Source organism: Novosphingobium sp. (assembly GCF_027489515.1).
Lineage (GTDB): Bacteria > Pseudomonadota > Alphaproteobacteria > Sphingomonadales > Sphingomonadaceae > Novosphingobium.
The window spans coordinates 17492-43346 of sequence record NZ_JAIXZS010000073.1 but is presented as its reverse complement, the minus strand read 5'-3'; the positions used below and the strand labels follow the sequence as shown (position 1 = coordinate 43346).

25 protein-coding genes and 1 tRNA gene are annotated in these 25855 nt (G+C 64.9%); 12 read left to right on the top strand and 14 right to left on the bottom strand.

What is annotated here, in order from left to right:
• Window positions 1–593: 593 nt before the first annotated feature.
• Entirely contained in the window at window positions 594–1301 is a 708-nt protein-coding gene (locus Q0082_RS12925) for an HNH endonuclease (protein WP_298193257.1), read from the top strand.
• Between the two features lie 287 nt (window positions 1302–1588).
• On the opposite strand, the gene Q0082_RS12920 is transcribed toward Q0082_RS12925, so the two are convergent.
• Window positions 1589–2350 carry an SDR family oxidoreductase gene (locus Q0082_RS12920; protein ID WP_298193256.1) on the bottom strand — a complete coding sequence of 254 codons (762 nt, stop codon included), beginning with the start codon at window positions 2348–2350 and terminating at the stop codon, window positions 1589–1591.
• 14 nt (window positions 2351–2364) lie between these two features.
• Complete coding sequence (locus tag Q0082_RS12915; RefSeq protein ID WP_298193254.1) at window positions 2365–3978, bottom strand: carboxylesterase family protein; 1614 nt, start codon at window positions 3976–3978, stop codon at window positions 2365–2367.
• A 166-nt stretch (window positions 3979–4144) separates the two neighbouring features.
• Between Q0082_RS12915 and Q0082_RS12910 the strand changes: the two genes are divergently transcribed.
• The gene (locus Q0082_RS12910; RefSeq protein ID WP_298193251.1) at window positions 4145–5683 is read left to right on the top strand and encodes an aromatic ring-hydroxylating dioxygenase subunit alpha; all 1539 of its coding nucleotides are present in this window, start codon (window positions 4145–4147) and stop codon (window positions 5681–5683) included.
• A 92-nt stretch (window positions 5684–5775) separates the two neighbouring features.
• On the top strand, window positions 5776–7008 hold the full coding sequence (locus Q0082_RS12905; RefSeq protein WP_298193250.1) for an aromatic ring-hydroxylating dioxygenase subunit alpha: 1233 nt from the start codon (window positions 5776–5778) through the stop codon (window positions 7006–7008).
• A gap of 15 nt (window positions 7009–7023) precedes the next feature.
• On the opposite strand, the gene Q0082_RS12900 is transcribed toward Q0082_RS12905, so the two are convergent.
• A complete protein-coding gene (locus Q0082_RS12900) occupies window positions 7024–7803 on the bottom strand; it encodes a hypothetical protein (protein ID WP_298193248.1) in 780 nt (259 codons plus the stop codon).
• A 308-nt stretch (window positions 7804–8111) separates the two neighbouring features.
• Window positions 8112–8516 carry an ester cyclase gene (locus tag Q0082_RS12895; protein WP_298193246.1) on the bottom strand — a complete coding sequence of 135 codons (405 nt, stop codon included), beginning with the start codon at window positions 8514–8516 and terminating at the stop codon, window positions 8112–8114.
• Between the two features lie 56 nt (window positions 8517–8572).
• On the opposite strand from Q0082_RS12895, the gene Q0082_RS12890 reads away from it, so the two are divergent.
• Together Q0082_RS12890 and Q0082_RS12885 are read left to right on the top strand one after the other, a co-directional pair.
• Window positions 8573–9073, top strand: a complete 501-nt coding sequence (locus Q0082_RS12890) for a MarR family transcriptional regulator (protein WP_298193245.1) — start codon at window positions 8573–8575, stop codon at window positions 9071–9073.
• Window positions 9074–9185: 112 nt separating this feature from the next.
• Window positions 9186–10976, top strand: coding sequence for a hypothetical protein (locus Q0082_RS12885; RefSeq protein WP_298193244.1), 1791 nt, complete (start codon window positions 9186–9188; stop codon window positions 10974–10976).
• Here Q0082_RS12885 and Q0082_RS12880 read toward each other — a convergent pair.
• Both Q0082_RS12880 and Q0082_RS12875 read right to left on the bottom strand, forming a co-directional pair.
• Complete coding sequence (locus Q0082_RS12880; protein WP_298193243.1) at window positions 10973–11713, bottom strand: GGDEF domain-containing protein; 741 nt, start codon at window positions 11711–11713, stop codon at window positions 10973–10975. The genes Q0082_RS12885 and Q0082_RS12880 overlap by 4 nt on opposite strands.
• 53 nt (window positions 11714–11766) lie before the next feature.
• Window positions 11767–12786 carry a 1-aminocyclopropane-1-carboxylate deaminase gene (locus Q0082_RS12875; protein WP_298193242.1) on the bottom strand — a complete coding sequence of 340 codons (1020 nt, stop codon included), beginning with the start codon at window positions 12784–12786 and terminating at the stop codon, window positions 11767–11769.
• A gap of 142 nt (window positions 12787–12928) precedes the next feature.
• Between Q0082_RS12875 and Q0082_RS12870 the strand changes: the two genes are divergently transcribed.
• The 4 genes from Q0082_RS12870 to Q0082_RS12855 all read left to right on the top strand — a co-directional run bounded on the left by Q0082_RS12870 (window position 12929) and on the right by Q0082_RS12855 (window position 17717).
• Window positions 12929–13402: an Lrp/AsnC family transcriptional regulator gene (locus tag Q0082_RS12870; RefSeq protein WP_072384225.1), complete on the top strand. Its 474-nt coding sequence runs from the start codon at window positions 12929–12931 to the stop codon at window positions 13400–13402.
• Between the two features lie 184 nt (window positions 13403–13586).
• Window positions 13587–14963, top strand: coding sequence for an amino acid permease (locus Q0082_RS12865; protein ID WP_298193240.1), 1377 nt, complete (start codon window positions 13587–13589; stop codon window positions 14961–14963).
• A 1-nt stretch (window position 14964) separates the two neighbouring features.
• Window positions 14965–16275 (top strand): acetyl-CoA hydrolase/transferase C-terminal domain-containing protein, encoded by a 1311-nt coding sequence (locus Q0082_RS12860; RefSeq protein WP_298193238.1) that lies wholly within the window; start codon window positions 14965–14967, stop codon window positions 16273–16275.
• A gap of 257 nt (window positions 16276–16532) precedes the next feature.
• Window positions 16533–17717: an acyltransferase gene (locus Q0082_RS12855; RefSeq protein ID WP_298193236.1), complete on the top strand. Its 1185-nt coding sequence runs from the start codon at window positions 16533–16535 to the stop codon at window positions 17715–17717.
• 224 nt (window positions 17718–17941) lie between these two features.
• On the opposite strand, the gene Q0082_RS12850 is transcribed toward Q0082_RS12855, so the two are convergent.
• From Q0082_RS12850 to Q0082_RS12835, 4 genes are all read right to left on the bottom strand, one after another.
• A tRNA-Lys gene (locus tag Q0082_RS12850) sits at window positions 17942–18017 on the bottom strand.
• Window positions 18008–18547, bottom strand: coding sequence for a 2-amino-4-hydroxy-6-hydroxymethyldihydropteridine diphosphokinase (gene folK, locus Q0082_RS12845; protein WP_298193234.1), 540 nt, complete (start codon window positions 18545–18547; stop codon window positions 18008–18010). Before folK ends, Q0082_RS12850 begins: the two co-directional genes overlap by 10 nt.
• Complete coding sequence (aguB, locus tag Q0082_RS12840) at window positions 18531–19397, bottom strand: N-carbamoylputrescine amidase (RefSeq protein ID WP_298193233.1); 867 nt, start codon at window positions 19395–19397, stop codon at window positions 18531–18533. The genes folK and aguB overlap by 17 nt, the downstream gene beginning before the upstream one ends.
• 115 nt (window positions 19398–19512) lie before the next feature.
• On the bottom strand, window positions 19513–20361 hold the full coding sequence (locus tag Q0082_RS12835) for a methyltransferase (RefSeq protein WP_298193231.1): 849 nt from the start codon (window positions 20359–20361) through the stop codon (window positions 19513–19515).
• 133 nt (window positions 20362–20494) lie between these two features.
• Here Q0082_RS12835 and msrA point away from each other — a divergent pair, with 133 nt between their 5' ends.
• On the top strand, window positions 20495–21022 hold the full coding sequence (gene msrA / locus Q0082_RS12830; protein ID WP_298193229.1) for a peptide-methionine (S)-S-oxide reductase MsrA: 528 nt from the start codon (window positions 20495–20497) through the stop codon (window positions 21020–21022).
• A gap of 69 nt (window positions 21023–21091) precedes the next feature.
• On the opposite strand, the gene Q0082_RS12825 is transcribed toward msrA, so the two are convergent.
• Window positions 21092–22351 carry a methyltransferase domain-containing protein gene (locus Q0082_RS12825; protein WP_298193227.1) on the bottom strand — a complete coding sequence of 420 codons (1260 nt, stop codon included), beginning with the start codon at window positions 22349–22351 and terminating at the stop codon, window positions 21092–21094.
• Between the two features lie 71 nt (window positions 22352–22422).
• Between Q0082_RS12825 and Q0082_RS12820 the strand changes: the two genes are divergently transcribed.
• Window positions 22423–22599: a DUF1674 domain-containing protein gene (locus Q0082_RS12820; protein WP_298193225.1), complete on the top strand. Its 177-nt coding sequence runs from the start codon at window positions 22423–22425 to the stop codon at window positions 22597–22599.
• Window positions 22600–22608: 9 nt separating this feature from the next.
• Here the strand turns inward: Q0082_RS12820 and Q0082_RS12815 are convergent, their stop codons facing one another.
• From Q0082_RS12815 to dksA, 3 genes are all read right to left on the bottom strand, one after another.
• Window positions 22609–24072 (bottom strand): ABC transporter substrate-binding protein, encoded by a 1464-nt coding sequence (locus Q0082_RS12815; RefSeq protein WP_298193224.1) that lies wholly within the window; start codon window positions 24070–24072, stop codon window positions 22609–22611.
• 129 nt (window positions 24073–24201) lie between these two features.
• Window positions 24202–24564 (bottom strand): PilZ domain-containing protein, encoded by a 363-nt coding sequence (locus tag Q0082_RS12810; RefSeq protein WP_298193223.1) that lies wholly within the window; start codon window positions 24562–24564, stop codon window positions 24202–24204.
• 212 nt (window positions 24565–24776) lie between these two features.
• Entirely contained in the window at window positions 24777–25235 is a 459-nt protein-coding gene (gene dksA, locus Q0082_RS12805; protein ID WP_298193222.1) for an RNA polymerase-binding protein DksA, read from the bottom strand.
• A gap of 261 nt (window positions 25236–25496) precedes the next feature.
• On the opposite strand from dksA, the gene Q0082_RS12800 reads away from it, so the two are divergent.
• Window positions 25497–25847, top strand: coding sequence for a hypothetical protein (locus tag Q0082_RS12800; protein WP_298193221.1), 351 nt, complete (start codon window positions 25497–25499; stop codon window positions 25845–25847).
• Window positions 25848–25855 lie beyond the last annotated feature (8 nt).

The window sequence follows — 25855 nt, the reverse complement described above, 5'->3', positions numbered from 1 at the left end:
GCGGCGCGGGGGCAGGTTGACACAGTTGACACTGTCCTGAGGAATAATTGCATTCGATCAGTGCGGGCGATTTGATCGGTTGAGGCGATCAATGGGCGGCTGCGTGGGGCGATATGGTGCTGCAAAACGGACCATTCCGGCTTGGGGATGTGCGGTTCGCATCATGCCGCAACGGGGTGGCTGTAGGACAGCGGTTTATGGATAACAGACGCGGCTGTTATCTGTCCGGGGCGGCGGAGTTGGTTCGGGGTTTGGGATGAGGCCGCAGTGTGGCAAGATCGAGGGAAGGGTGGTGTTCGGGGATTGCTGCTCCGTCGCAGGGTGGATTTGGGGATTTAGTAAAGTGTCACCGTAATCGCATTCTTCTGATATCAACTACGACCTTTCCGGGGAGCGTGATCGGAATGGCCAAAGGCATCTTCGTCCACCGGACTGACTCGATCTACGATGACAGCCCGGCAGAGCGATATTAGTTTCCCCGTCAATATCTCAGTCGCGTAAGCGCCTGCGTTGATGACTGGATCATCTATTATGAGCCAAGCAAGGTCCGAGACACGCGCGGATACTTTGCCGCGGCAAAGGTAATGCACGTAGTGCCCGATCCAACTGGCAAGGACATGTTTCTCGCCCTTATCGAACCCGGCACCTACCTCGACTTTCCCAATCGTGTTCCGTTCAATGGCCCCCTCGGGCTTGTCGAACGCGGCGTTCTGAACGCTCAAGGCAAGATCTCAGGACGTGCGCAGTCCGCAGTCCGCCCCCTGTCGATCGAGGACTTCAATCGCATAATTGACCTTGGACTCGCGGAAGATGACAACTTTCTTCCAAGAATCGACGAGGCTTCCGAGAATGTGCTTCGCGAAGAACGCGCCCCATTTCAGTTCGAGGTTGAACGTGCCCGGACGGCAAATCTCGGTTCGCGGCTTGTCCGTGACCGATTGTTTCGCCGCCGGGTGGTCGAAGCTTACGATGCTCGTTGCGCAATAACTGGCTTGAAGCTGATAAATCGTGGTGGCCGCGCCGAGGTGGAAGCAGCCCACATAAGGCCGGTAGACCGAGGTGGGCCCGATATTGTCACAAATGGAATTGCTCTGTCGGGAACAGTGCATTGGATGTTTGATCGAGGACTAATCGGCCTCGATGATGATCTGGTAATTCGTGTCAGCCGGCAAGCCAACGACCCCGAAAGCATCCGCAGCCTGATCAATAAGACGGGCTACGCTATCCCACCGAAGCGCCCGCTTGAACGGCCGCATCCGGCATTCCTGGCATGGCATCGCGAGCACTGCTTCAAGGGGTGACAGCACCCAAGAAAAGCGCTGCGAAAGCACAGCTCTGGATTGCTTCGCTGCTCTCGCAATGATGAGTGCGGTTGACAACAGATAGGGTATTCTCAAGGTGCTTGGGGATGCAAGGGCTGTGGCCCTTGCCCGCCGGAGGCTCGTGCAGGGGCGCTTTCTCGATTTGCCGCTGGCCCACCCCCGCCCCCGCCCGCAAGCGGGAGGGGAGAAGGAAGCGCCCGTATTCCGGGCTTTGTGCTGCCGGCTCTCCGTTTGTGTGCTCCGCAAAAATGGGGAGGGTCCTAGCCTCACCCCCGCGTCTTCAGGCGCAGGCTGTCCCAGCTGATGTCGCCGGTCCAGCCGCCATCGACGGGGAGGCTGACGCCGTTGATGAAGGATGCGGCGTCTGAGGCGAGGAAGGTGATGGCTTCGGCGACGTCTTCGGGCTGGGCGAAGCGGGCCATCGGCACGCGGTTCACGATATCGGTATCGTCGTAGGCGCCCGAGCCCATGTCCTTCACGTCCATCTCGGTCTTGATCCAGCCGGGGCAGACGGCGTTGACGCGCACGCCGCGGCCGCCCCATTCGCCCGCGAGGGTACGGGTGAGGCCGACAAGGCCGTGCTTGGAGGTGTTGTAGGCCGAGCGGTGGATCACCCCGCCGAGCCCGGCGACCGAGGCGACGTTGACGATGGCGCCTTTGCCCGCGCTCAGCATCTGGCGGCCGAAGGCGCGGCACAGGAGGAAGGGGCCCTGCAGGTTGATCGCCATCATGCGCTGCCACTGATCGAGCGTGGTTTCTTCGGCGGGCTGGATCAGGCTGATCCCGGCATTGTTGACGAGGACCTGCGCGCCGCCGAAGTCCTTGGCGATGCGCGCGGCCATGTCTTCGACAAAGGCTTCGCTGGAAACGTCGCCGCTGATCCCGATCGCATCGGGGCCGATGGCGGCGGCCTGCGCGGACACGTCCTGCAGATCGGTGAGGACAACGCGGTAGCCGGCGGCGGCGAGGCGGCGGGCGGTGACGAGGCCGAGGCCCTGCGCGGCGCCGGTGACGATTGCGGTTTGCATGTGGGGTCCTTGTTCTAGCGGGATGTGGAGGCGAAGAAGGCCGGGTACTCGGCGCGCCAGAAATCGCATTGGTACTCGGCCCAGGCATCGACAGGGCGGATGGCGGTGGGTTCGAAGCGCATGACCGAGCCGGGCCGGGTGGCGGGCCACTCATGCGGGGTGGGATTGCCGCGCATGAAGGCGCCCCAGGTCGTGACGATCACATCGGCGAGGTCCTGCGAAGCGGGGCCGAGATCAGGCGCGGTCATTGCGGCGGTGTTGGAGAAATTGGGGAATAGCGCATTTAGCTCTGCCGAATGGACCGCGCCGAGATTGAACCCGGGTTCGGGGCTGATGGGGATCGAGACGCCGCGCACGGGGGCAGTGCGATCGGCGTATTCCCACTGGAAGACGGGCGTGTATGCCCGGAGCAGGCGGCCGCTTTCGATTTCGAGGCAGTGGGTGATGCCGAGGCCGGGCATGAAGTCCGTCATCAGCGAGCCGAGGGTTTCGGCGGGGAGTTCGCCGGGCCTCAGCGGGTAGCGGGCGAGAACTTTGTCTGCCTTGTCACCATAGATGGCGCGGACGGCGGCGGGGTAGGTCTCGGCGGTGATCTTCGCGCCGCCTTGCACATCGTAGCCGACGTAGAGGCGCATCTCGTCACGCGTGAAGCCATTGAGGACGGGGATGCGGAGGAAATCGCCCGCCTTGAGCGCATCGAGCGTGGGCTTGGGGACGGTGGGATTGCCGGTGAAGGGCGCGAAGGCGAGGAGTTCGCCCTTCGACGCGCGGGTGCCGGCGGCGACCAGGGCCTGCGGATCGATGGTCTTGAGGCAGGCGAGATCGGCACAGCCGGCTTCCCTGGCGACTTTGGCCGCGAAACCCTCGGCCTGCGCAAGGGTGCGCAGGGGGGTGCCGCAAGCGCCGCTCTGGATGATCGCGCGGTGGAACAGGCCGCGCGTCTGCTCGGGCGCCATGAGCTGCATGCAGACCGAGGCGGCGCCGGCGGATTCGCCTGCGAGCGTTATGTTTTCGGGATCGCCGCCGAAGGCTGCAACGTTGGCCTTGATCCACTTGAGGGCGAGGCGCTGGTCTTCGAGGCCGAGGACATGGCCTGCGCCGGAGGTGCCGGCGGGCGGGGCCATGAAGCCGAACACGCCGAGGCGGTAGTTCACGCTGACGACGACGGCATCCATGCCCTGCGCCAGCCGGTCCAGCCGGTAGAGCGAGGCCGCGCCGCCGACGAAGGCGCCGCCGTGGAGCCAGACGAGGACGGGGCGCTTGGTGGTGATCTTGGCGATGGGCAGGCTGACATTGAGGGTGAGGCAGTTCTCCTCGTCGCTGCGTTCGGTGAGGCCGTAGCGCGCGGCCTGCGGGCAAGCGCCGCCGAAGTGCATCGCGGGCAGCACGCCGGTCCAGGGCGCTGCGGGTTGCGGCATGCTCCAGCGTGCATCGCCGGAAACAGGGGCGGCATAGGGGATGCCGCGGAATTCGAGGACGCCATTACGGATGAAGCCTTCGACCTTGCCCGAGGCGGTGGTGACGACCTCACCCTGCGGCGCGGAGGGCGACGCGGATTGGGCGGCGAGCGGGGCGCCGAGGAAGAGCGCGGCGGCGGCGGCAAGGCTGCGGCAGATGGTCCGGATCATGTGCTGCACTCCCCCTCGCGCGGTTTGGCCTGTTGGTACGCACGAGGGCCGCAGTTGCAAGCCCTGGCGATCCCGCTCTCATTTTTGAGGGCCGCGAATTTGAGGCAGGTCAAAGCCTGGAGGCGGCCTGCTGCGTCATCCTTCCATGCGGAAGAGGAGAGCAAGCATGGTCGAGACGCTGACGGGCACCAACCGGTCCAAGGGGATCACCTACGACGCGCTGCTGGACATGGACACGCATGCCGTACCGGAGCGCCTGCGCGAGGACAGCCCGCTGCCACCGGGGCCGACAATCGTCGATCCCAGCATCTACTACTCGCGCGATTTCTTCGATCTGGAGGTCGAACGGCTGTGGAAGCGGGTGTGGCAGATGGCCTGCCACGAGGACGATATCCCGAACGTTGGCGACAGCCATGTCTATGATATCGCACACTTGTCCTACATCGTGGTGCGCACCGGGCCGGACGAGATCAAGGCCTTTCCCAACGCCTGCCTCCACCGCGGGCGGGCGCTGCTGACCGAGGACAGCAAGGGGCTGCACAGCTTTCGCTGCCCATTCCACGGCTGGAACTGGGGGATCGACGGAGCCCTGAAGGAAGTGCCGTGCCAGTGGGACTTCCCCTCCGTCAGCGCAAAGACCCACAGCCTGCCGCCGGTGCGCGTGGGGCGCTGGGGTGGCTGGGTGTTCATCAATCCGGACGACAAGGCAGAAAGCTTCGAGGACTTCCTCGGCGATATCGACCGGCACTTCCAGCCGATCCCGTTCGAGCGGCGCTACAAGGCGGTGCACGTGGCGAAGAAGCTGCGGTGCAACTGGAAGGTGGCGCAGGAGGCCTTCATGGAGGCCTATCACGTGGTGGCGACGCACCCGACGCTGCTGGATGTGATGGGCGATGCCAATTCGAAGTATGACGTGTTCGGCAACATGTCGCGCGCGATTTCGCCCAATGGGCTTCTCAGCCCGCATGTGAACCCGGCGGTGGTGGCGGAGCCGCTGGAGGGCGCGAAGACTTATGCCAAGGTGCGCCACGCGCTTTCGGGGAATGTCTACGAGAGGCTCGGCGAGGACCGCGTGAAGGTAACCGCGCGCGACGGGCGAACGGGGATCTTCGACCACCAGGCGCACCATATCGACGGCGAACTCGATCACGCCGACGTACAGCTGTGCGACTGGGTCGGCGGCAAACTGCCTGCCGGGTGGGAGCTGGAAGAGGACCACACCACGACCGGCCCGGTGGAGGGCCGCCGCAAGGCGATGGCGGATGCGGCGCGCGAGCATTGGCGGGGCGTGCTGGGCGATGAGGTCGATACGCTGTCCGACGCCGAATTCGTCGACACGATCTACTACAACCTCTTCCCCAACATCAGCCCGTGGGGGTGCCTCAACCCGATCTTCTACCGATTCCGCCCGCTGGGCGACAATCCGGAGGAATGCATCCACGAGACGATGTTCATGATGCCGGTGCGCAAGGGCGAGCCGCGCCCCGCGCCTGCCAAGGTCCACTGGCTCGATTTCGATGACGACTATTGCGACGCAGAGGAGCTTGGCATGCTGGCCAAGGTGTTCAACCAGGACGTGGTGAACCTGCCGCACGTGCAGCGGGGCATGAAGTCGATCAAATCGGAGGAGATCGTGTTTGCCAATTATGGCGAGACGAAGATCCGGCATTTCCATATGCTGCTCAACGCGCAATTATCGCGTTAGGCCGCACCAAGCAAAAATGACAATTGCAGGCAGGGCTGCCGGGGATCACTGTCAGCCGGGAAAGCCCTGCACCGGGAACCGAGGATACGACCATGTCACGTGAACAGCTGATCGAAATGACCCGTTCGCTTATCGCCCACGGCGATGCCGGGACGATGGAACTCGCGGACGAAGTCGTGCGCATTCCGGCCTCGACCTATACCGACGAGGCGCTGTTCGAGCGCGAGAAGAAGCAGATCTTCCGCCGCTTGCCGCTGATGGTGGCGCCTTCGTGCGAGCTGCCCAACCCCGGCGACTACAAGGCGATGGACATTGCTGGCGTGCCGCTGCTGCTGACCCGCCAGCGCGATGGGACGGTCGGCGCGTTCCTCAACATGTGCACGCACCGCGGCAACCCGGTGGCCTCGGGCAGCGGCAATGCCAGCCGCTTCACCTGCGGCTATCACGGCTGGACCTTCAAGAACGACGGCGACCTCATCGGCGTGGCGAGCCCGCAGGATTTCGGCGCGGTGGACAAGGCGGCGCTCTGCCTGACGCGCTTCCCGGTCTATGAGAGCGCTGGCCTCATCTGGGCGACGCTCGATCCCAAGTCGAAGCTTTCGATCGCCGATTACCTGTGCGGCTATGACGCGCTGCTCGAGGCGTTCGGGTTCAAGGACTGGTATCTCTTCAGCCAGCGTACGCTTTCCGGGCCGAACTGGAAGACCGCCTACGACGGCTACCTCGATTTCTACCACCTGCCGGTTCTTCACGCGAACACGTTCGGTTCGGACTTCTACAACCGCGCCAACTACTTCGAGTTCGGGCCGCACCAGCGCCTCTCCACCCCCTCCAAGTTCGCCATCAAGGTTTCCTCGGGCGATGACCGCCAGATCGACCTCAGCCAGCTTAACGATGACGAGATTTCCGACGACGTGCTGGTGCAAGGCGTGTGGACGATCTTCCCGCACATCTCGATCGCCAGCTTCTACGGCGGCGGCCTGCGCGGTGCGATGATCAGCCAGCTCTTCCCCGGCGACAAGGTAGGCGAGAGCTTCACCACCCAGTTCTACGTGATGGAGAAGAAGCCGGACGACGAAGTGGCGATCAAGGCCGCGCACGAGCAGTTCGACTTCCTCGAGATCGTGGTGCGCGACGAGGACTACAAGACCGGCAAGCGCCAGCACGAAGCGCTGCAGAGCGGCCTGATGAAGGACGTGCTGTTCGGCCGCAACGAGCGCGGCGGACAGGTGTTCCACACCTGGGCGGCGAAGCTGCTTGAAGCGACCGACGACGAACTGGTCGAGATGTTCGCCCGCGAAGCGCAGCGCGAAGCGGCGGAGTAGGCGGCGCAGGGATCGCTAAGCGGCAAGCGCATTTGCCACCAGTTGGACCGCGGGAACCTGAGCAAATGCGACATCAAGCAGATGGGTTCCCACAATAACTGCGGCGACGGAGAGTGTGGCTGGATGGATTTTCCGGCCACCTCGCCTGTCGATCAAGGCGATGCAACCGACCACCAGGAGTTGCAGCACGAGTGCGATGGTTTGTTCCATGGCTGCGCCAATGATCGGCAATGGCAACGCCCGTCCTACAGCAGGCTCCATTAGCACGATCGTGGCGCCGATCATCAAGCGGTAGTGCCAATCAGACTCGCGGCGCAGCGCCAGCGCCCAGCCAACCAATGCCGCGAAGGCAAGAACTTCCACAACCACCAAAGACAAGAAGAATGCCGGGCTGAAGAACGGTGGGGCCATGTGCATGCGCAGCATCGCGATGCAGGCGGCGACAGTGACCGGCGGGATCAGCAATACAAGGGGGCCAGCGACGAGACCAAGCACCCGGTGGGCTGAGCGCATCTGCCGGTTTGCAATCACCGCCTGCAACGCAAAGACGATCAGCCAGGACAGCATCAATGCGCCATGCAGGTGCACAAGCAGCGGGAGCGCGCCCAGCGGGACGAGGCCGCGCAATTCGAATTGGGCAAAGGCCACGACGATAAACGCGACCAAGCCAAGAGCGATCGGCAGAACTGGCGATAGCGCAGGCCTTACAGCATGAGTTAGCAACGACATAATCTTTATTCCCAGTGTATTGCGAAGAGTTTGGACGCGACGCGTGCCAGCTCCGAACGCGGCCATGGCGGGTTCGGAACGTCGCGACGGCGCCAGTGGCATCAGATGGAATCTGCTTCTGGTATCACTCGTCTAACTGGCAACGCACGTCGACGATTTGCTCAGCGATGTATTGGTGCTGTTTGCGATTTGGCGGTTCAGAGGCTGCCCATATGCCGGATCGGCGCCCAATCTTCGGGAGAACTCACCTCGATGATGGAGAGAAGTTCCAGGCAATTGGTCTCATATCGAGAGCGCCGCACCTAGGCTGGACCTGCAGCTCCGCCCTTGCTGCACGAGGCGTGCTGCTCCTCGCCGCTTCCACGGGCTAACGATCAGGCAGCGAGCTGGCGCAGCAGAGAGGCGGTATCGAGGAGCGCCCAATGCTCGGCGATGCGGCCCCGATCGAAACGGAGCCAGCGGAAAACCTTGACGTCGACAGCGGCGCCGGTTGCCGCCGTCCCGCGAAAGGCACCGGAGTGGGTCGCCCGGAGCCGCATCCTCAGTACTGCAGTGCTTCTTTCGGCAACCACGTCCTCGATCTCGAACTGCGCATCGGGAAAGGCCTGCCGAAGTTCGGCGATCGCGTTGGCGAGCCCGGCCGCATCGCCCTGATAAGCGTGGTCGAGGTAATCCGGGGCCAGCCAATCCGACAGGTGCCGGACGCCGTCCTCGGCATTCCATACGCATTGGATAAACGATCTGGCCGATATTGCGACGTCGTCGTTCACTGTGGACATCGGGGATTCTCCTTGATAGTCAGGACTCCGTACTATCTAGTCAGGATACCTGACCGATGTCAAGTGATGAACCCGAAAGTTTCTCCGTGGCCACCGAACAGGCGATCACGCATCTGCGTGAGCACAGTTTCGGACGCCTGCTGCTGCGCGCCTCTCGGCAATACAATGAGGCGGCGATCGACAAGGTCCGGGCGAGCGGTCATCCGCAATTGACCCTCGCGCATGCGGCGATTCTTCCGCATATCGACATCGCCGGAACACGGCTGACCGAAGTGGCGCGCCGCGCGGGCCTGACCAAGCAATCGGCATCGGAACTCATCATCAATCTGCAGCAACTGGGATATGTTTCCCGGGAAGCCGATCCAGATGACCGCCGTTCGCAGCGCGTGGTGTTTACGGCCAGCGGGCGGGCGTTCCTGCAAGCCGCCTATCTGGCAAAAACAGAACTTGAACTCGATCTCACCGCACGGCTGGGCCGAGCAAATGCCGAACAATTGGTGGGCCTGCTCCGAGACTATCTCGACGGGAGAAACTCCGACGCTCTGAAGAACTCCTGACCTTTGCATGGCCCTGATCGCTGCGTGACGGATCGTATCGAAACCGGGGCGATTGCACCACCGCCGCGGCAGGCATAGGCTGATGCTTCCCGGGCGATGAGAGAGGGGTCGCATGCGAGTCTATCGAGTGCTGGGTCTGGCCTTGCTGACAGGCGGGGCGATGGCGGCCGCCGCCGCGACCACCTTGCACCGTGCGCCACCATCTGACGCGGCGGCGCTCGCCATGCTCGATCCTTCGCGGCTGGCGGCGGCGGCCTGTGCGGAGAAGGCCGGCGCCAGCACGCCGATCCTGCTGCGGCGATTGCAGCAGGCCGCCTCGCTGATAGGGCCGGTCGTGCCGGGCACGTTCCCGCTTTATGGCGGTGTGCCGCGCTCGGCGCTGGAGCCTGGTGGGCTGACAGCGCAGGCGCGGCCGTGGTTCGATCAGGGCATCGAGATGGCCTACAACTTCAACCATGCAGCGGCGGTCGCCTCGTTCAGGAAGGCGCAGGCGCTCGCGCCCGGGTGCGCGCTGTGCTTCTGGGGCGAGGCGCTGGTGCAAGGGCCCAATATCAACGCGCCGATGGAAGCGAAGGCGCTCGCGCCGACATTGACCGCGCTGGAGAAGGCGCAGGCCCTCGCGGGGAATGCGCCCCCGCTCGACCGGGCGCTGATTGCCGCGCTGGCGGCGCGCTATTCCGCCGACCCGAAGGCAGACCGGGCAGCGATGGACGCGGCTTATGCCGATGCCATGCTGGGCCTTGCGGCGCAGCGGCCGGGCAACGATGATCTGGCAGTGCTGGCGGCCGAAGCGGCGATGGACACGAGCCCGTGGAACTACTGGCAGCCGGGCCGCAGCCAGCCGCGCGCGCGGATCGACACGGCGGTGGCGCTGGTGGAAGGCGTGCTGGCGCGACATCCCGGACACCAGCAGGCTGCGCACCTCTATATCCACCTGATGGAAAACTATGTCGATCCGGCGCGGGCCGAGAAGGCGGCGGATGCGCTGGCCATGGGCGCGATGCCCGAGGCGGGGCACCTCGTCCATATGCCCGGACACATCTATTACCGGATCGGGCGCTACAAGGATTCGATCCGGGCCAACGTGGCGGCGGCGAGATCCGACGAGGCCTATCTGGCGCGGGTGCCCGACGACGGGCTCTATCGCTACGGCTATTATCCGCACAACGTCCACTTCATCGTGACCTCGGCGCAGCAGGCGGGCGATCTCGGCCTCGCGGTGGCGCAGGCGCGCAAGCTGATGCGGATCATCCCCGAGGACAAGGCGGTGGAACTGGGCTGGGTGCAGGCGGTGGTCGCCGCGCCCTCGTTCGCCTTTGCACAAGGGGGGACGCCGGCGCAGATCCTGGCGCTGCCGAAGCCCGATGCGCGCCTGCCCTATGTGCGGGCGATGTGGCACTATGCGCGCGGGGTGGCCTTTGCGCGGCTGAAGCAGCCGGAGGCGCTGGCGCGGGAGCTGGCGGCGATGGACACACTGACCGCCGATCCCGGGATCAAGGTGCTGGAAGGCCAGGGGGTGCCGGGGACCGACCTTATCCATTTGGCGCAGCACGTGATGCGCGGGCGCATGGCCTTTGCGCAGGGGGACTTTGCGGCGGCGGCGGACGCGTATCGCAAGGCACAGGCAATCGAAGGAACGATCCCCTATCAAGAGCCGCCGTACTGGTATTATCCGGTGGGGCAATCGCTCGGCGCGGCGCTGCTGGCGGCGGGGAAGCCCGCCGAGGCGCGCGAGGCCTTCCAGCAGGCACTGCTGGTGGCGCCGGGGAATGGCTGGGCGCTATGGGGCCTGGCGCAGAGCGAGACCGCGTTGGGGCACAAGCTGGAAGCGCGCGCGGCAGAAGCGGCGCTGGGGCGGGCGTGGCTGGGTGACAAGAGGTTGCTCACGCTGGAGCGGCTTTAGGCCTGCCCGGCAACGGCCAGCCGGTTTCGGCCGCCATTCTTGGCGGCATAGAGTGCGTTGTCGGCGCGGCACAGCAGATGATCGAGGCTTTCGTCGGCGCGCGATATGGCGATGCCGAAGCTTGCAGTTATGCGGGTCAGGCCGGCGGGTGTGATGAGCGGGAGGGCTTCAAGGCGCAGGCGGATCGCTTCCACCGCCGCTTCACCGGAAGCGCGGGCACCCTCGCCGGGGTCCAGCGCGAATAGCAGGCCGAATTCCTCGCCGCCGAGGCGCGCCACCAGCGCATCGGACGGCGCGGCGGCGGTTATCACGGCGGCTGCGTGCTGGAGTGCGAGATCGCCGCCAGCGTGGCCAAGGCTGTCATTGATGCGCTTGAAGTGATCCAGATCGATCATCGCCAGCATGTGCGCTGACGCGCCCCCGAGGCGGGCAGACGCCTGCTCGACAAAGGCGCGCCGATTGTCGAGGCCGGTCAGCGGATCCTGTCGCGCCAGCCGATCAAGCTGCGCATTAAGCTGCTCCATCCGCCGCGCGACCCAGACGTAGTAGAGAAACGAAGGCGGAGCGACGAACGCGGGAATGCAAAACGCGACCAGCATGGCATCGCGGTAGTAGATCGTGCCGTCGATCTGGAACATCGCGTGGGTGGCAGCCATCGAAACGCCGATGGACAGGCCAACGACAAGGATGCCAGCTACGATCAGGCGGGCTGGACTGGATGTGCTGCTCCGCGCCATGACGGAACTCTAACCGATTCGGCGTTAACGATCGGTTTTGCGCGGTGCGGGAATCAGCCGTCCTTGTAGTAGTAGCTGTAGCCGTTGATCGCGGGCGCACCGCCGAGGTGGGCGTAGAGGACGCGGCTGCCTTCGGGGAAGAAGCCCTTGCGCGTGAGGTCGATCATGCCCTGCATCGATTTGCCCTCGTAGACCGGGTCGGTGATCATCGCCTCGGTCCGGGCGGCAAGGCGGATGGCCTCGTTGGTTTCCTCGGATGGCACGCCATAGGCCGGGTACGCATAGTCGGGGTTGATGACGATCTCATCCTCACGGACATTGCGGCCGAGGCCGACGAGATCCGCAGTATTGTCGACGATCATGCGCACCTGACTGCGGGTCTGCTCGAGCGTGCCCGATGCGTCTATACCGATCACGGTGTGGGCGCGGTCCTGCGCGGCGAAGCCGACGATCATGCCGCCCTGGGTCGAGCCGGTGACGACGCACACAGCGATGTAATCGAACGTGAAGCCGAGTTCGGCCTCCTGCGCCGCGACTTCTTCCGCAAAGCCGACGTAGCCGAGCGCGCCGAACTTGTGGACCGAGGCGCCGGCGGGGATCGGATAGGGCTTGCCGCCCGCTGCCTTGACGCTTTCGATCGCATCTTCCCAGCTCTGGCGGATGCCGATATCGAAACCATCATCGACGAGGCGGCTGTCCGCGCCCATCAGGCGGGTGAGCAGGATGTTGCCGACGCGGTCGTAGACGGCGTCATAATGCGGCACCCACTTCTCCTGCACGACGACGCACTTCATGCCGAGCTTGGCGGCAGTGGCGGCGACCATGCGGGTGTGGTTCGATTGCACGCCGCCGATGGAAACCAGCGTGTCCGCGCCCGAGGCGATGGCATCGGGGACGATGTATTCGAGCTTGCGCAACTTGTTGCCGCCGAAGGCGAGGCCCGAGTTGCAATCATCGCGCTTGGCCCAGATCTCGACCTTGCTGCCAAGCGCTTCGCTGAGGCGGGGGAGTCGCTCGATGGGGGTGGGGCCGTAGGTGAGCGGGTAGCGTTCGAACTTGGCGAGGAGAGACATGTGGGCTCCGACATGCGTTTGATTCGGGGGCGAAACTAATGCAAACTGCGTGGAAGGTGCTTGCAATCTTGGGGGCTTGATCGACCGTGATTGATACTAATGGGCTTCCTGTTTCCTTGATTGTTCGATAAATTGGTAATTTATGAAAGATTCTTCCATCGAGCTTGACCGGATCGACCGCAACCTGCTGCGCTTGCTGCAGGCGGACGGGCGGCGGTCCAATGCGGAGCTGGCCGAGGCGGCCAATATCAGCCCGGCGACCTGCCATCGGCGCGTTGCGCGGCTGGTCGAGGCGGGCGCGCTCACGGGCTTTCGCGGCGCGGTCGATCCGGGCGTGGTCGGGCTCGGCACGCTGGTGATGGTGGGCGTGGTGCTCGATCGCTCGACACCGGAAAGCTTTGCCGCGTTCGAAGGCGCGGTGGTCGGGATGAAGGAAGTGCTCGATTGCAATCTGGTGGCGGGGGACTTCGACTACCTGCTTAAGATCCGCGTGCGCGACATTGCCGATTTCAACGCACTGCATGGGCAAAGGCTGCTGACCTTGCCCGGGGTGCGGCAGACGCGCACGTTCTTTGTGATGAAGGAAGTGAAGGAGAATGCGCCGCTGGGGTTTTGAGGGGGGTGCTTGATTGCTCCCCGGTCGGGGGGTGGCTGGCTGGGGGTGTCCGTCGCTCGCCGGATAGGCCGACCCCCCTCCCCCAACCCCTCCCCGCCGGGGAGGGGGCAATACTGGCAATGGAGGGTTTGACAGCACCGTAGCGCCGCTTATCCCTAGGGCGGGTCAAGCAAAGGGGAATGGCGTGGGCGCAGTGGGGATCGCAGAGACTGGTGGCGGGGTTGAGCTAAGCCGTACGCTGTTGCCGCGGCACGTTTCGATGATCGCGATTGGCGGGATCATCGGTGCGGGCCTGTTTGTCGGATCTTCCACCACGATCTCGCTGACCGGCCCTGCGGCAGTGATTTCCTACCTGATCGCGGGGCTCCTCATCCTGCTGGTGATGCGGATGATCGCGGAAATGGCGATCGTGCTGGAAGGCGTGCGGACCTTTCCGGACTTTGCGCGCGCGGGGCTGGGGCATCTGGCGGGCTTCCTCTCTGGCTGGCTCTACTGGTATTTCTGGGTCGTGGTCGTGGCGGTGGAAGCGATTGCCGGGGCCAAGATCATCGGCGGCTGGCTGCCGGGCGTGCCGGAATGGGCGATCGGCGCGGGGCTTACCGCGCTGATGACGGGGGTGAACCTCATGTCCACCCGCAGCTACGGCGAGTTCGAATTCTGGTTCTCCTCGATCAAGGTGGCCGCGATCCTGGTGTTCAGCCTGATCTGCGCGCTGTGGGTCTTCGGGATCACCGCGCCGCAGGGCTTTTCCATCGGCAACTTGACGGCGCACGGCGGCTTTGCCCCACATGGCTGGGGGCCGGTGCTTGCGGGGGTGGCATCCACCATCTTCTCGCTCTGCGGGGCGGAGATCGCAACAATCGCGGCGGCGGAATCGCCCGATCCCGCCAAGGTGATCGCGCGGATGACCGTCTCGGTCGCCCTCAGGATCGTGATCTTCTACGTGCTCGCCATCGGCCTCATCGTCGCGGTGGTGCCGTGGACGCAGATCGTGCCCGGCCATTCGCCCTTCGCCACGACGCTGGCGGCGATGCACATTCCGGGCGGCGAGACGATCATGAGCGCCGTGGTGCTCGTGGCGGTGCTCTCGTGCCTCAACAGCGGGCTCTATGTGACGAGCCGCGCGCTGTTCGGCCTTGCGCGCTTCGGCGACGCGCCGGACTGGCTGGTGCACGTGAACGCGCGGGGGGTGCCGGCGCGGGCGATCATTGCCGCCAGCCTGTTTGCCTATGGCGCGCTGGCCGCGCAGTGGCTTTCGCCGGGGACGGTGTTCAGCTTCCTCGTCAATTCCTCGGGCGTGACGATGATCCTGCTCTATGGGCTGGTCGGCATCGCACAGCTGAAGGAGCGGACGCGGATGGAACGCGAGGCGCCGGAGAGGCTGACGCTGAAGATGTGGTTCCACCCCTTCGGCACCCTGATCGCGCTGGCCGCCATGCTGGCCGTGTTGGTGTTCATGGGGCTGCAGCCGGACCTTGCAAGCCAGCTGTGGATGAGCCTTCTGGTCGCGGGGCTGTTTGCGGCGGCGTTCTGGCTGCTGCGGACGGGAAAGCGCGCCTGACATGCCGCAGGTAATCACGGCCGAGGACGCCGCAGCGCTGGTGAAGCCAGGCATGTGGCTCGACTACGGGTTCGGCGCGACACAGACCGAGGCGTTCGACAAGGCCTTGGCGGCGCGGGTTCACGAGCTTTCCGGTGTGAAGGTGCGCAGCTGCCTGACGACCCGCCCGCGCGCGTTTCAGGAGGCTGATCCCGAAGGTGCGCATGTGCTTTCGGCAAGCTGGCACTTCAGCGGGTATGATCGGCGGCAGTTCGATGCGGGTCGCTGCACATATATCCCGCTGAACCTTGGCGAATGGCCCGATCTCTACCGGCGGTTCGTCGAGCGCGTGGATATCGCGGTGTTTCAGGTCTGCCCGAAGGACGCGCAGGGCAACTACAACTTCTCGATCTCGGCCTCATACCTGCGTTCGCTGGTCGAGAAGGCAGATGTGGTGATCGTCGAGGTCAATCCGGCGCTGCCCTACTGCTTCGGACCGGACAATGCGGTGCACGAGAGCGAAGTGGACTTCGTGATCGACGTGCCGCCCCTCCCTGCCCCCGAACTGCCCGGCGCCACCTCAAGCGAGGTGGACCTTGCCATTGCGCGGCTGGTCGCGGCGGAGATCCGCGATGGCGACTGCCTGCAGCTGGGCATCGGCGGCCTGCCCAATGCGGTTGGCCGCGCGATCGCGGGTGCCGGGGTGAAGGACCTTGGCGTCCACACCGAGATGATGGTCGAGGGCCTCGTCGAACTGGTCAAGGCCGGCGCGGCGAACGGCGCGCGCAAGCAGATCGATGTGGGCGAGGCGGTCTATGCCTTCGCGATCGGGACGGCGGATATCTACGCCGCGCTCGACCGCAATCCGGCCTTCGTGGCGCGGCAGGTGGACTATACCAACCTGCCCAAGACGGTGGCGCGCAACGACAATGTGTTCTCGGTCAACAGCACCGGGCAGATGGATCTGCAGGGGCAGGCGGCATCGGAAGCGGACGGCTACCGGCACTTCAGCGGCACGGGCGGGCAGCTGGGTTTCGTGCGGGCGGCCTATGAATCCGAAGGCGGACGCGGGTTCCTGTGCATGCCATCGACCTACGAGAAGCACGGGGTGCGCAAGAGCCGCGTGGTGGCGGGGCTGGCGCCGGGCACGATCGTGACCGTGCCGCGCACCGACGTGATGTACGTGGCGACCGAATACGGGATGGCTTGCCTCAAAGGTCTGCCGGTAGCGGAACGCGCCAAGGCGATGATCTCCATCGCGCACCCCGATTTCCGCGAGGAACTGGAGCGCGAAGCCTATGCCAACGGGCTGATCCCGAAAACGTACTTCTGACACGGCCCGTTGCCTGGGTGACAGGCGGGCCAAGGTGCCACGTTTTGGCCGCGCGGGCTGCAGCGGTGGAAGGATAATCGGTATCACCGTCTGCACCCCAGCCAAACCCGCGCGCCTCGTCGAACAGGTTCATCGGCAGGATGGGCGCGGGCGGCGCGGCGAAGTGCCGTAGAGGTCGCTCACAGCGGCAGCCTTGCATTCCGATTGGCGATTCGAGATCATATCGGTTAGTAATGCACGCGCAACGAGTGGGGCTTATGTATTTACAAGAGAAGCTACAAAGCGCGAAGTATCGCCCCTCCGGGTTCGACTATATGCGCTTGGTGCTCTCGATTAGTGTTATTGTATCTCACTCATTTACTGTTACTGAAGGCGCACAGATTGCGCATGATTTATATAGATCGCCTGCCGGCGCAGTTCTGAAACTGATTGTTCCAGCCTTCTTTGTCTTGAGTGGCTTTCTGGTGGCCGGAAGCATGCAACGCTCAAACACCCTCTTGACGTTTCTTGGCCTCCGGATTCTTCGGATCTACCCAGCCCTGATCGCGGAGGTCCTTCTTTCGGCCTTGATTCTCGGACCGATCGTCACTGAAATACCGCTCAGTCAGTACTTTTCCGACCCGATATTCACACGCTATCTTTTGAATGCGACGGGCGATGTCAGCTACAATTTGCCCGGCGTTTTCCTGAGCAATCCAAGATCAGGTATCGTCAACAGCCAGTTATGGACGGTTCCTTGGGAACTTGCCTGCTATAGCGTACTTGCGCTGTTCATATTGGGCGGATCCCGGCGCCACAGACTGGTCGCCCTTGCCGGCTTCTGCCTCACAGAGCTTGCATTCAATCGCGGCTACATCACGGGAAGACATCAGCTAGCAATCCATTACGGCCATATTCCCGGACTATTCCTGATACAATTTTTCCTGTGCGGCCTCATTGCCTATCTCTATAAAGAATACATAATAATAAATCGCAATTTGTTCGCTATTTGCCTGATGCTTTCGATGATATTGACTATCTATGTACCTGGCGGAGATATCATTCTTCCATTTCCATTGACGTACTGCGTAGTTTATCTCGGATCGATGAATCCGATGCGCGCCCGGTTGCTAAGGCACGTGGACATTTCATATGGCATCTATCTTTATGGCTTTGTCATTCAGCAATTCGTGGTTTGGGCCATCCCTTCCGCACGGACATGGTACTTGAACACACTGCTGTCGGTCCCGCTGAGCATCCTCGCAGGGTTACTCTCATGGTATGGAATTGAGCGGCATGCCCTCAAGCTCCGCCCAGGGCTGGCCATGCTTGAGGCCGGCTGGCTGAGGATGCGTGGTGCCCTTCTGGCGATGGCACCGGCTCCGATCCAAACGCTGTTCCTGTTTGTTCACGGACCAGCAGCGGACAAGGCCATCGAGGAATCGCGCCCAATCCCTTCGTGAGCAGACGCGGATCGGAGCACTATGGGCCAGCTGGATCACCGTGGGGGGGGGCGATCTTGGTGCATGGTCGCCAACGAACCAGGCTGTGCTTTGCCCAAAGCAACTCGCCGCGGAGGGAGCTTATCAGGAAGGCGCGCAATCGGCGCTCGTGCTGGGAAGCCGATTGCCCAGGATGCCGGCCGGTTGGGCGAGGCATCGCAATTTCACATAAGCTATCAAAACGATGGTGAGCCCTGCTGGGTTCGAACCAGCGACCTACTGATTAAAAGTCAGTTGCTCTACCGACTGAGCTAAGGGCCCACATGCAGACGGCGAGCACCGCACCTACGGACCGGGCGGGGCCGGGTCAAGCGGGTGTGGAGGTGGCGGATGGTGCAGGTGCCGGTTGGATCGCGCCAGTGCGAGACAACGGCGGCGGCGGGGGTGAGCACGAAGGCGCGGGTCCGGAAGTGGGGGTGCGGGATCGTGAGCGTCTTGCCGTGCCAGAGCCCGCCGCTCCACAGCACGATATCGAGATCGAGCGTACGCGCGCCCCAGCGCTGGCCGCGGCGGACGCGGCCGAAACGGGTTTCGAGCGCCTGGAGCAGCGCGAGCAGCGCAGGGGGCCCAAGCGGGGTGGCAATCCGCGCGGCCGCGTTGGCATAGCGGCGGCGCGACGGGCCGACAGGGGCGCTGGAGATGATCGGCGAGGCGGCTTCGATGGTGAGCCCCTCGCCCGCCATTGCGGCGAGCGCAGCCTTGAGGACCAGCGGCGGCGGGCCGTGGCGCGGATGGCGCTGGTTGGAGCCGAGCGCGATCAGGTAGCGCTGCAGATCAGATATCTTCGGCAAGGCGGGTGTAAAGCTGGGGCCGGCGATCGCGGAAAAAGCCCATGCCGGCGCGGTGGCGGGCGGCTTCGGCGAGATCGAGCGTGGCGACGAGGACGCCGGTTTCCTCTGCGCCATACTCGGCGCGGAAATCGCCCCACTGGTCGGCGATGAAGCTATGACCGTAGAAGCGCTGCGGCGAGGTGCCGCCGACACTCTCGCTGCCGATGCGGTTGGCGGCAATCACCGGCATGCAGTTAGACACGGCATGGCCGAGCATCGCACGGCGCCAGACACGGCTGGTATCGAGATCAGGGTCGTAGGGCTCGCTGCCGATGGCGGTGGGGTAGAACAGCACTTCCGCGCCCATCAGCGCCATGGCGCGCGCGCATTCCGGATACCACTGATCCCAGCACACGCCGATACCGATGCGGGTGCCCAGCACGTCCCACACCTTGAAGCCGGTGTTGCCCGGGCGGAAATAGTACTTCTCCTCATAGCCCGGGCCGTCCGGGATATGGCTCTTGCGGTAGGTCCCCATGATCTCGCCGTCCGGACCGATCATCGCGAGCGTGTTGTAGTAATGATGCCCGTCGCGCTCGAAGAAGCTGGTGGGGATGGCGATCTTCAAACCCTTCGCGAGCGCCTGCATGGCCTTGACCGAAGGGTCCTCGCCGAGCGGATGCGCGAGGGCGAAAAGCGCCTCGTCCTCGACCGTGCAGAAATAGGGGCCGGCGAAGAGTTCGGGCGGGAGCACGACCTCAGCGCCCTGACCAGCCGCCTGCTCCACCAGCGCGCTGACGGCGGCGATGTTGGCCTGCGCATCGGGGGCGCCGAGAGCGAGCTGGAGGGCGGCGACGGTGAGTTGGGTCATGGGCGGGGACTTGGGGGGCCTTGGCGCGAAAGTCAAAGGGGAGCGGTCCGAGATGCGGTGCTTGCCCTCCACCACCCCCAACCCCCTCCTCTGAAGAGGAGGGGGCTAAGCTTGCTTACGGCCGCTTGGCAAACAGCAGCGTCATGCGGTCGCTCTCGCCGATGGCTTCGTACTTGGCGCGGTCCTTGTCCTTGAGGGCGAGGACGGGGGGGAGGGTCCACACGCCGTCGGGCCAGTTGGCGCTGTCCTTGGGGTTCGCGTTGATCTCGCTCTTGGCGACCAGCTTGAAGCCATGGGCTTCGATCAGCGCGATCACATCGGCCTCGCGCATGTAGCCCATGGTGCCGAGCGTGTAGGCGGCGGGAGCATCGGCCTTGGCGCGGTGCTCCTCGATGCCGAGCAGGCCATCGTCCTTGAGCAGGCTGCGGATCGCGGCGAGATCGTTGTAGAGGAAGTTATCGGGCCACATGTTGTGGACCTCGCGCATGATCATCACGCGGTCGACCGTGCCCTTGCGTTCGGCCGGAACCGCATCGAGCGTGAAGGCGGGGATGCGCGCTTCGGGGGCGCCGGTCCAGCCCGCAGCCTTGCCGGGGAAGGTCGTGGGGAACGCCTGAAGGCGGGCCTTGGTTTCGGCATTGGCGGTGGCCGTGCCGGCGGTCAGCCCGATGTAGGTGCCCTTGTCCCCCAGGTAGGGGACGAGGATGCGCGTGTACCACCCACCCGAGGGCATGTAGTCCGCCACGGTCATGCCCGGCTTGATGCGGAAGAAGGCAAGTGTTTCAGCCGGGTGGCGGAAGGCATCGCGGACGCGGTCCTTGTCGCGGCGGGGATCGGCGAGCGCCGCGGCCATGGCGGGATCGGCCGCAGTGGCGGCAGGAGCCTCGGGTGCGGCGTGGAGCGCGGCGGGAATGGCCGCCGCAGCAGCAAGCAGGAAGGCGGAGAAAAGGGCAGCTTTGCGCATGAAGGTACTCCGGGGGCGATTCGAGCGAAGAGGTAGCCTAAGCGGGCAGGAGGCGATGACAACCGGGTCATTCGTTCCTATCTGACTGGACATGACATCGGGGCCATTTGCCCCGGAAGCAAGGAACAAGTGAATGGCGCAGGCAATCATGGCGGGCGGGTGCTTCTGGTGCACCGAAGCGGTGTTCCGTGACGTCGTCGGGGTGATCGACGTGGAGAGCGGCTATATCGGCGGCAGCGTGCCCGATCCGACCTACAAGCAAGTGTGCAGCGGAACCACGGGCCACGCTGAAGCGATCCGCGTGACGTTTGATCCGGAGCTGCTGTCGCTCGATGATCTGCTCGATATCCACTTTGCGACGCACGATCCGACGACCCTGAACCGGCAAGGCAACGACGTGGGGACGCAGTATCGTTCGGCGCTGTTTCCGACCGATGATGCGCAGCGCGAAGCGATGGAAGCAGCGATCTCGCGGGCGGCTGCGGCAAGCCCGAAGCATGTGGTCACGACAATCGAAGGCCCGGCGACGTGGTATCCGGCTGAGGATTACCATCAGGAATACTGGCAGGGCGAAGGCCAGCGCAATCCCTATTGCCTCGCGGTGATCCCGCCCAAACTGCAGAAGCTGCGCAAGAGCTTTGCAGCGAAAGTGAAGGCCTGAGGTTCGCAGGGCGGCGCCAAAGCGTGCCGCTCTGGATTCCCGCCTTCGCGGGAAGGCCGAACGGAAGAGTTATTTCTCCCACATCGCGGCGAAGAAGCCGTCGATGCCGCCGTGTTCGGCGAGCATGCCGGGATCGCTGCGGAACCAGCCTTCGCGCGTGGGCTTGAGGCCGGCGGGGAGCTGGTCCGCAGTGATCGGCACGCGGCCGAGGGCCTTGACCCATTCCGCCTGCGCCTCGCCCTCACCCGGCTCGAGCGAGCAGACCGCGTAGATGAGGCGTCCACCCGCGCGGATCGCGCCCGAGGCGCGTTCGAGCAGTCCGCGCTGGAGGTCTTCGAGGCCTGCCTGATCAACGAGGCGGTGGAGCACGTCCGGGTGGCGGCGGCAGGTGCCGGTCGCGCTGCACGGCGCGTCGATGAGGACGGCGTCGAACAGTTCGGCCGGGGGGCGCCACTGCATGGCATCGGCAGCAACCACATCAACCGAGAGTCCGACGCGGGCGACGTTTTCGCGCAGGCGTTCGAGGCGGCGCGCGGACTTGTCGAGCGCGGTGACCTGCCAGCCGGCGGCGGCGAGCTGCATCGTCTTGCCGCCGGGCGCGGCGCAAAGATCGAGGACGCGGCGCCCCTCGCCCGGACCCAGCAGGCTGGCGGGGACCGAAGCAGCGAGGTCCTGCACCCACCAGGCGCCTTCTGCAAAGCCTTCGATCGCTTCGATTGCGCCGGCGCGGGCCAAGCGCACATGGCCGGGGGCGAGTGAGACGCCGCCAAGGCGCTCGGCCCATTCGGCGGTGCGAGCCGGATCGCGCAGGCTGAGATCGAGCGGCGGCGGGACAGCGAGGCCGGCGGCGATGGCGTCCACGCGGTCGGGCCAAGCGCTGATCCAGCGGGTGAGCGTGGCGGCTGGAAGGGAAGGCGTTGCGGGAAGTCCATCCCCACGCAAAACGGCGGAGAACACCCCATGCGCAAGGCGGCGCGGGCCGCCAACAAGCAGCGGCAGGCCGGTCGCGATCACCGCGTGCGGCGGCAGGCCGAGCCGCAGCGCCTGCGCCAGCATGAGGCGCAGCACGGTGCGGGCCTTGGCGTCTTCGGGCAGGATCTGGCGCGTGGCGCCATCGATCAGCCGATCGAGATCGGGCAGCCAGCGCAGCGCTTCCTGCGCGATAGCGAGCGCGAGCGCGCGGTCATCCCCGCGCTCGATGGCGCGCAGCACCGGCGGGGCGGCCTGATCAAGCGGATCGCCCCGGCGCAGCACGGCATCGAGCAGGCGCAGCGCGGCGCGGCGGGCGGGGACGCCGGGGAGTTCGTCATCAGCAGGAGGGCGGGCCATGGGTGAGCCTATCGCGCGCGGTGCCCCCTTTGGCAATTGCGCATTGCGCCGATGCGCGGCAGAGAAGGCGCATGGACAAGCCGATCTCCCGCGCTACCAAGCGCCCCGCGGGCTTCACCCGGCCCGCGCACTGGACCAACGAACCGGCCCCCGCGCCCGCGCCCGCCCCGCAGCGCGACGATCCAGACGGGCTCGATCCCACGCGCTTCGGAGATTGGGAGCGGAACGGGATCGCGATCGACTTCTGATCGTGACGGTTACTTCGGTAGCGCCGCCAGCGGCGGCAGCGGGTGCCAGCCCCAGGGATTGAGCGCGAAGCCGGTCACGCCGGAGCGCACCAGCGACCAGCGCAAGGGGCGCGCAATCGGGATATAGCTATTGGCGGCGGTCATCTCCGCCTCCGCCTCACCCAGCAGGCGTGCGCGTTCGCGCATGTCGGCGGTCTGGCGGGCCTGCGCCAGCAGCGCGTCACCAGCGGCATTGCAGGCGGGCTTGTGCACCGCACAGGCAAGCTGGTTCAGGAACCATGAGGCGCGGCCATAGCGCGCGGTGGTATCAATGAGGCGCAGATCGGCCGGCTTGTCTTCCGCGACCTGCACGACGATGACGCCGATGGCCTTCAAATCGGTGGCGATCAGATCGATCACGCGGCGCGTGCCCGGCCCGTTCGACGCGGCAATGCGCAGCAGCGGGGCGGGCTTGCCTCCGGCCATGTAGCGCGTCACCCGCTCTGCCGCGAGAGCGCGGCGCTGTTCGGATGCGACCCCGACCCATCGTTCGCCGACTGTGCCGGCATCGCCCTCGACCCCGGCGGAGACCACGCGCGTGGTGGGCTGCCAGCCGGCGATGTTGAACGCGGCGATGATCGCATCGCGATCGATGGCGAGCGCAAGGGCCTCCCGGTTGGGCGCATCGGCGAGGAAGCCGCTTTCGCTGTCGACGAGGAGGCCAAACATGCCGATGACCGGATCGAGCTGCACATTGCCGCGCGCAAGGCCGGTCTGTTCGGTGAGCGGGAGCGAATCGATCCGCCCGCCGAGCACGAGATCGGCTGCACCATCGTTGAAGCGATTGACCGCCTTGGCCGCTGGCAGCAGTTCGACAAGGAGGTTGCGCGCGCGGCTGGAAAAGCCCTCTTCCGGCACCAGCCCGCGCTTTTCCGGCGGGATGAGCGAGAGTTCGGTCACCCCCCCGCGCCGCGCAATGCCCATCGGGCCGGCACCGCGCCGGGCATAAGGCAGGCCGAGCTCGGGCTGGGCGAGCAAGGTCAGGAGATCGGGGACGGGAGCGACGAGATCGACCTCGATCACCCGGTCGGCCATCACGCGCACTTGCTCGATCGCGGCGAGATCGAGCCCGAGTGCGGTGCCCCTGAGCTGGGCGAGCGCAGTGCGCAGCGCGGCGGCGGCGGTTTCGGCCGTGATGCGCGATCCGCCAGGCCAGGTGCCATCACGCAGGCGGAAGATATAGCTTTGCCCGTCGTCGGTGATGATCCAGCGATCCGCAATCGCGGGGACGATGTGCCCTTCGGCATCGAAGGCAACGAGGCCTTCCACCGTTGCGCCGCGCAAGGTGCGCGCGGCGGCGGAGAGGCGCACGCTGCTGGGATCGAGTGCGGTGCGATCACCGATGAGCGCAATGGCCAGCGGACCTTCGCTGCGCCGCCCGCAGGCCGAGACGCCGAGAAGGAGCGCGCCGAGCCCGGCCAGGGCCAGAGCCACAATCCAAGCGCGGCGGGGCACGGAAAGGCTGAAAGCGCGCACCATTGCCAGCCGTGCTAGCACAGGGGGCCGCGCGGGTCAGCGCCGGAAGGTCGGCACGCCCCGGCAATCATCAGATTTTTTGCGTGATCAGATCTTGCGCAGGCGGGCCGGATCGATCGTGGCCATGACCGGCTTGACGAAGCGCGGCGTTTCGGAGGCCTTCACCGCAAGCGGCTCACGCGCGAGCTTGGGATCGATCTCTTCGAGGAAGGCGATGCCGAAGCGGTTTTCCTGAATCCAGGCGACGACGCCTTCGACCCAGCCGATGTTGCGCAGATTGATCTCGAGCTTGGCGCCGCGGGTGACCTTGACGTGACCCTCGGCCATCATGCCACCGCCGGAAAGATTGCGAACCTTGACGCGATGCTCGTCTCCTGCCCCGACCAGACGCACGTCTGCCATGAGAAAGAGGCTGTCACGCCCTACTTGCCGATGATCGAGTTCACTCACGCCCGGTTTCCGTCTCATCTGCCAAAGAACGCTCCCGCGGACAGCGTGATTATCCGCGCTGCACGCCACGAAGAAAGTCGCAAAACTTTCTCGCGATTTGCTAAGCGAGGCTGACTAACGAAACCTTAATACGGCGCGGTGTTAACGTAGATTTGCTTAGGCTGTGCCGGAGCGGGACAGTCTCCGCGGTATGCCTTTCACAGGGCCGAAGCTCACATGTCGCGGGAGATTTTCTCGCGTCGCTCGTGGGCTTCCTGCGCTTCGACCGTCATCGTGGCGATCGGACGGGCAATCAGCCGGCCGAGCCCGATTGGTTCACCTGTGACTTCGCAGTAACCATACTCGCCTTCATCGATCCGCCGCATCGCGGCATCGATCTTGGCGATCAGCTTGCGCTGGCGATCCCGCGTGCGCAGTTCGATGCCCCATTCGGTCTCGCTCGACGCGCGATCATTGAGATCGGGTTCGCGGATCGGGCCATCCTGCAGCGCCGAAAGCGTCCCTGCCGAGGCCGAGAGGATCGACTTCTTCCATTCGAGCAGGAGGCGGCGGAAATAGTCCTGCTGCGCATCGCACATGTAGGGTTCGTCGTCGGAAGGCAGATAATCGCCTGGCATGGCCCGGCGGGCCTTGGCCAGAACGTCGATCTCGTCACTCAAAACCCCTGCCATCCGGCCCTCCAAGCTGCTGCTCTTGCGACCCAAGGGCGCCGCGGCGCCCGCGGAAGGACACTCGTGGCTCCCGGTTTGGCGGGCCTATAAGCAAGTGGCGGAATCCGCACAAGGATTTCCTCAGGGGCAATGTGAACTTGTACCCAACCGGATCACTTCGGCACTTTTTTGCGTCGTTAACCACTTGTTGACCAAGTTTGGTGACTTTGTGCTGCAGCGGGCCAGCCTGACCGGGGGTCCGAAGGGACAGGGGAAGAGTTAATGACACAGACTTGGATCAAGCTGGTCTCCGAGACCGAAGCTTCCGCCCGCGCCGGGGACAGCAGCGCGACCGACACGCTCGTCGCGACCTGCCTTGCAGCGGCGGCTGCGGGCGACATGGACGCGCTGTTCGATCTGGGCGTCGCCTATTCGACCGGCAGCCACGGCGCGCCGTGCGATCTGATCGAGGCGCACAAGTGGTTCAACCTCGCCGCCGTGGGCGGGCACGAGGAAGCTTCGGTGTGCCGCGCGGAAGTCTCCGACGACATGACCGCGCGCGAAATCGCCGAAGCCCAGCGCCGCGCCCGCGAATGGCTGCGCATGATGCGGACCGACAGCCGCGCGGCTTGAAGCGCAAG

Bases quoted from the DNA above. Each gene is read 5' to 3' on its own strand.
- Q0082_RS12900 (WP_298193248.1), bottom strand. From the start codon at position 7,803: ATGGCCGCGTTCGGAGCTGGCACGCGTCGCGTCCAAACTCTTCGCAAT.
- Q0082_RS12855 (WP_298193236.1), top strand. From the start codon at position 16,533: ATGTATTTACAAGAGAAGCTACAAAGCGCGAAGTATCGCCCCTCCGGG.
- msrA (WP_298193229.1), top strand. From the start codon at position 20,495: ATGGCGCAGGCAATCATGGCGGGCGGGTGCTTCTGGTGCACCGAAGCG.
- Q0082_RS12825 (WP_298193227.1), bottom strand. From the start codon at position 22,351: ATGGCCCGCCCTCCTGCTGATGACGAACTCCCCGGCGTCCCCGCCCGC.
- Q0082_RS12915 (WP_298193254.1), bottom strand. From the start codon at position 3,978: ATGATCCGGACCATCTGCCGCAGCCTTGCCGCCGCCGCCGCGCTCTTC.
- Q0082_RS12835 (WP_298193231.1), bottom strand. From the start codon at position 20,361: ATGCGCAAAGCTGCCCTTTTCTCCGCCTTCCTGCTTGCTGCTGCGGCG.
- dksA (WP_298193222.1), bottom strand. From the start codon at position 25,235: ATGGCAGGGGTTTTGAGTGACGAGATCGACGTTCTGGCCAAGGCCCGC.
- Q0082_RS12875 (WP_298193242.1), bottom strand. From the start codon at position 12,786: ATGTCTCTCCTCGCCAAGTTCGAACGCTACCCGCTCACCTACGGCCCC.
- Q0082_RS12820 (WP_298193225.1), top strand. From the start codon at position 22,423: ATGGACAAGCCGATCTCCCGCGCTACCAAGCGCCCCGCGGGCTTCACC.
- Q0082_RS12870 (WP_072384225.1), top strand. From the start codon at position 12,929: ATGAAAGATTCTTCCATCGAGCTTGACCGGATCGACCGCAACCTGCTG.
- Q0082_RS12860 (WP_298193238.1), top strand. From the start codon at position 14,965: ATGCCGCAGGTAATCACGGCCGAGGACGCCGCAGCGCTGGTGAAGCCA.
- Q0082_RS12895 (WP_298193246.1), bottom strand. From the start codon at position 8,516: ATGTCCACAGTGAACGACGACGTCGCAATATCGGCCAGATCGTTTATC.
- Q0082_RS12920 (WP_298193256.1), bottom strand. From the start codon at position 2,350: ATGCAAACCGCAATCGTCACCGGCGCCGCGCAGGGCCTCGGCCTCGTC.
- Q0082_RS12885 (WP_298193244.1), top strand. From the start codon at position 9,186: ATGCGAGTCTATCGAGTGCTGGGTCTGGCCTTGCTGACAGGCGGGGCG.
- Q0082_RS12800 (WP_298193221.1), top strand. From the start codon at position 25,497: ATGACACAGACTTGGATCAAGCTGGTCTCCGAGACCGAAGCTTCCGCC.
- Q0082_RS12910 (WP_298193251.1), top strand. From the start codon at position 4,145: ATGGTCGAGACGCTGACGGGCACCAACCGGTCCAAGGGGATCACCTAC.
- Q0082_RS12890 (WP_298193245.1), top strand. From the start codon at position 8,573: ATGTCAAGTGATGAACCCGAAAGTTTCTCCGTGGCCACCGAACAGGCG.
- Q0082_RS12880 (WP_298193243.1), bottom strand. From the start codon at position 11,713: ATGGCGCGGAGCAGCACATCCAGTCCAGCCCGCCTGATCGTAGCTGGC.
- Q0082_RS12905 (WP_298193250.1), top strand. From the start codon at position 5,776: ATGTCACGTGAACAGCTGATCGAAATGACCCGTTCGCTTATCGCCCAC.
- aguB (WP_298193233.1), bottom strand. From the start codon at position 19,397: ATGACCCAACTCACCGTCGCCGCCCTCCAGCTCGCTCTCGGCGCCCCC.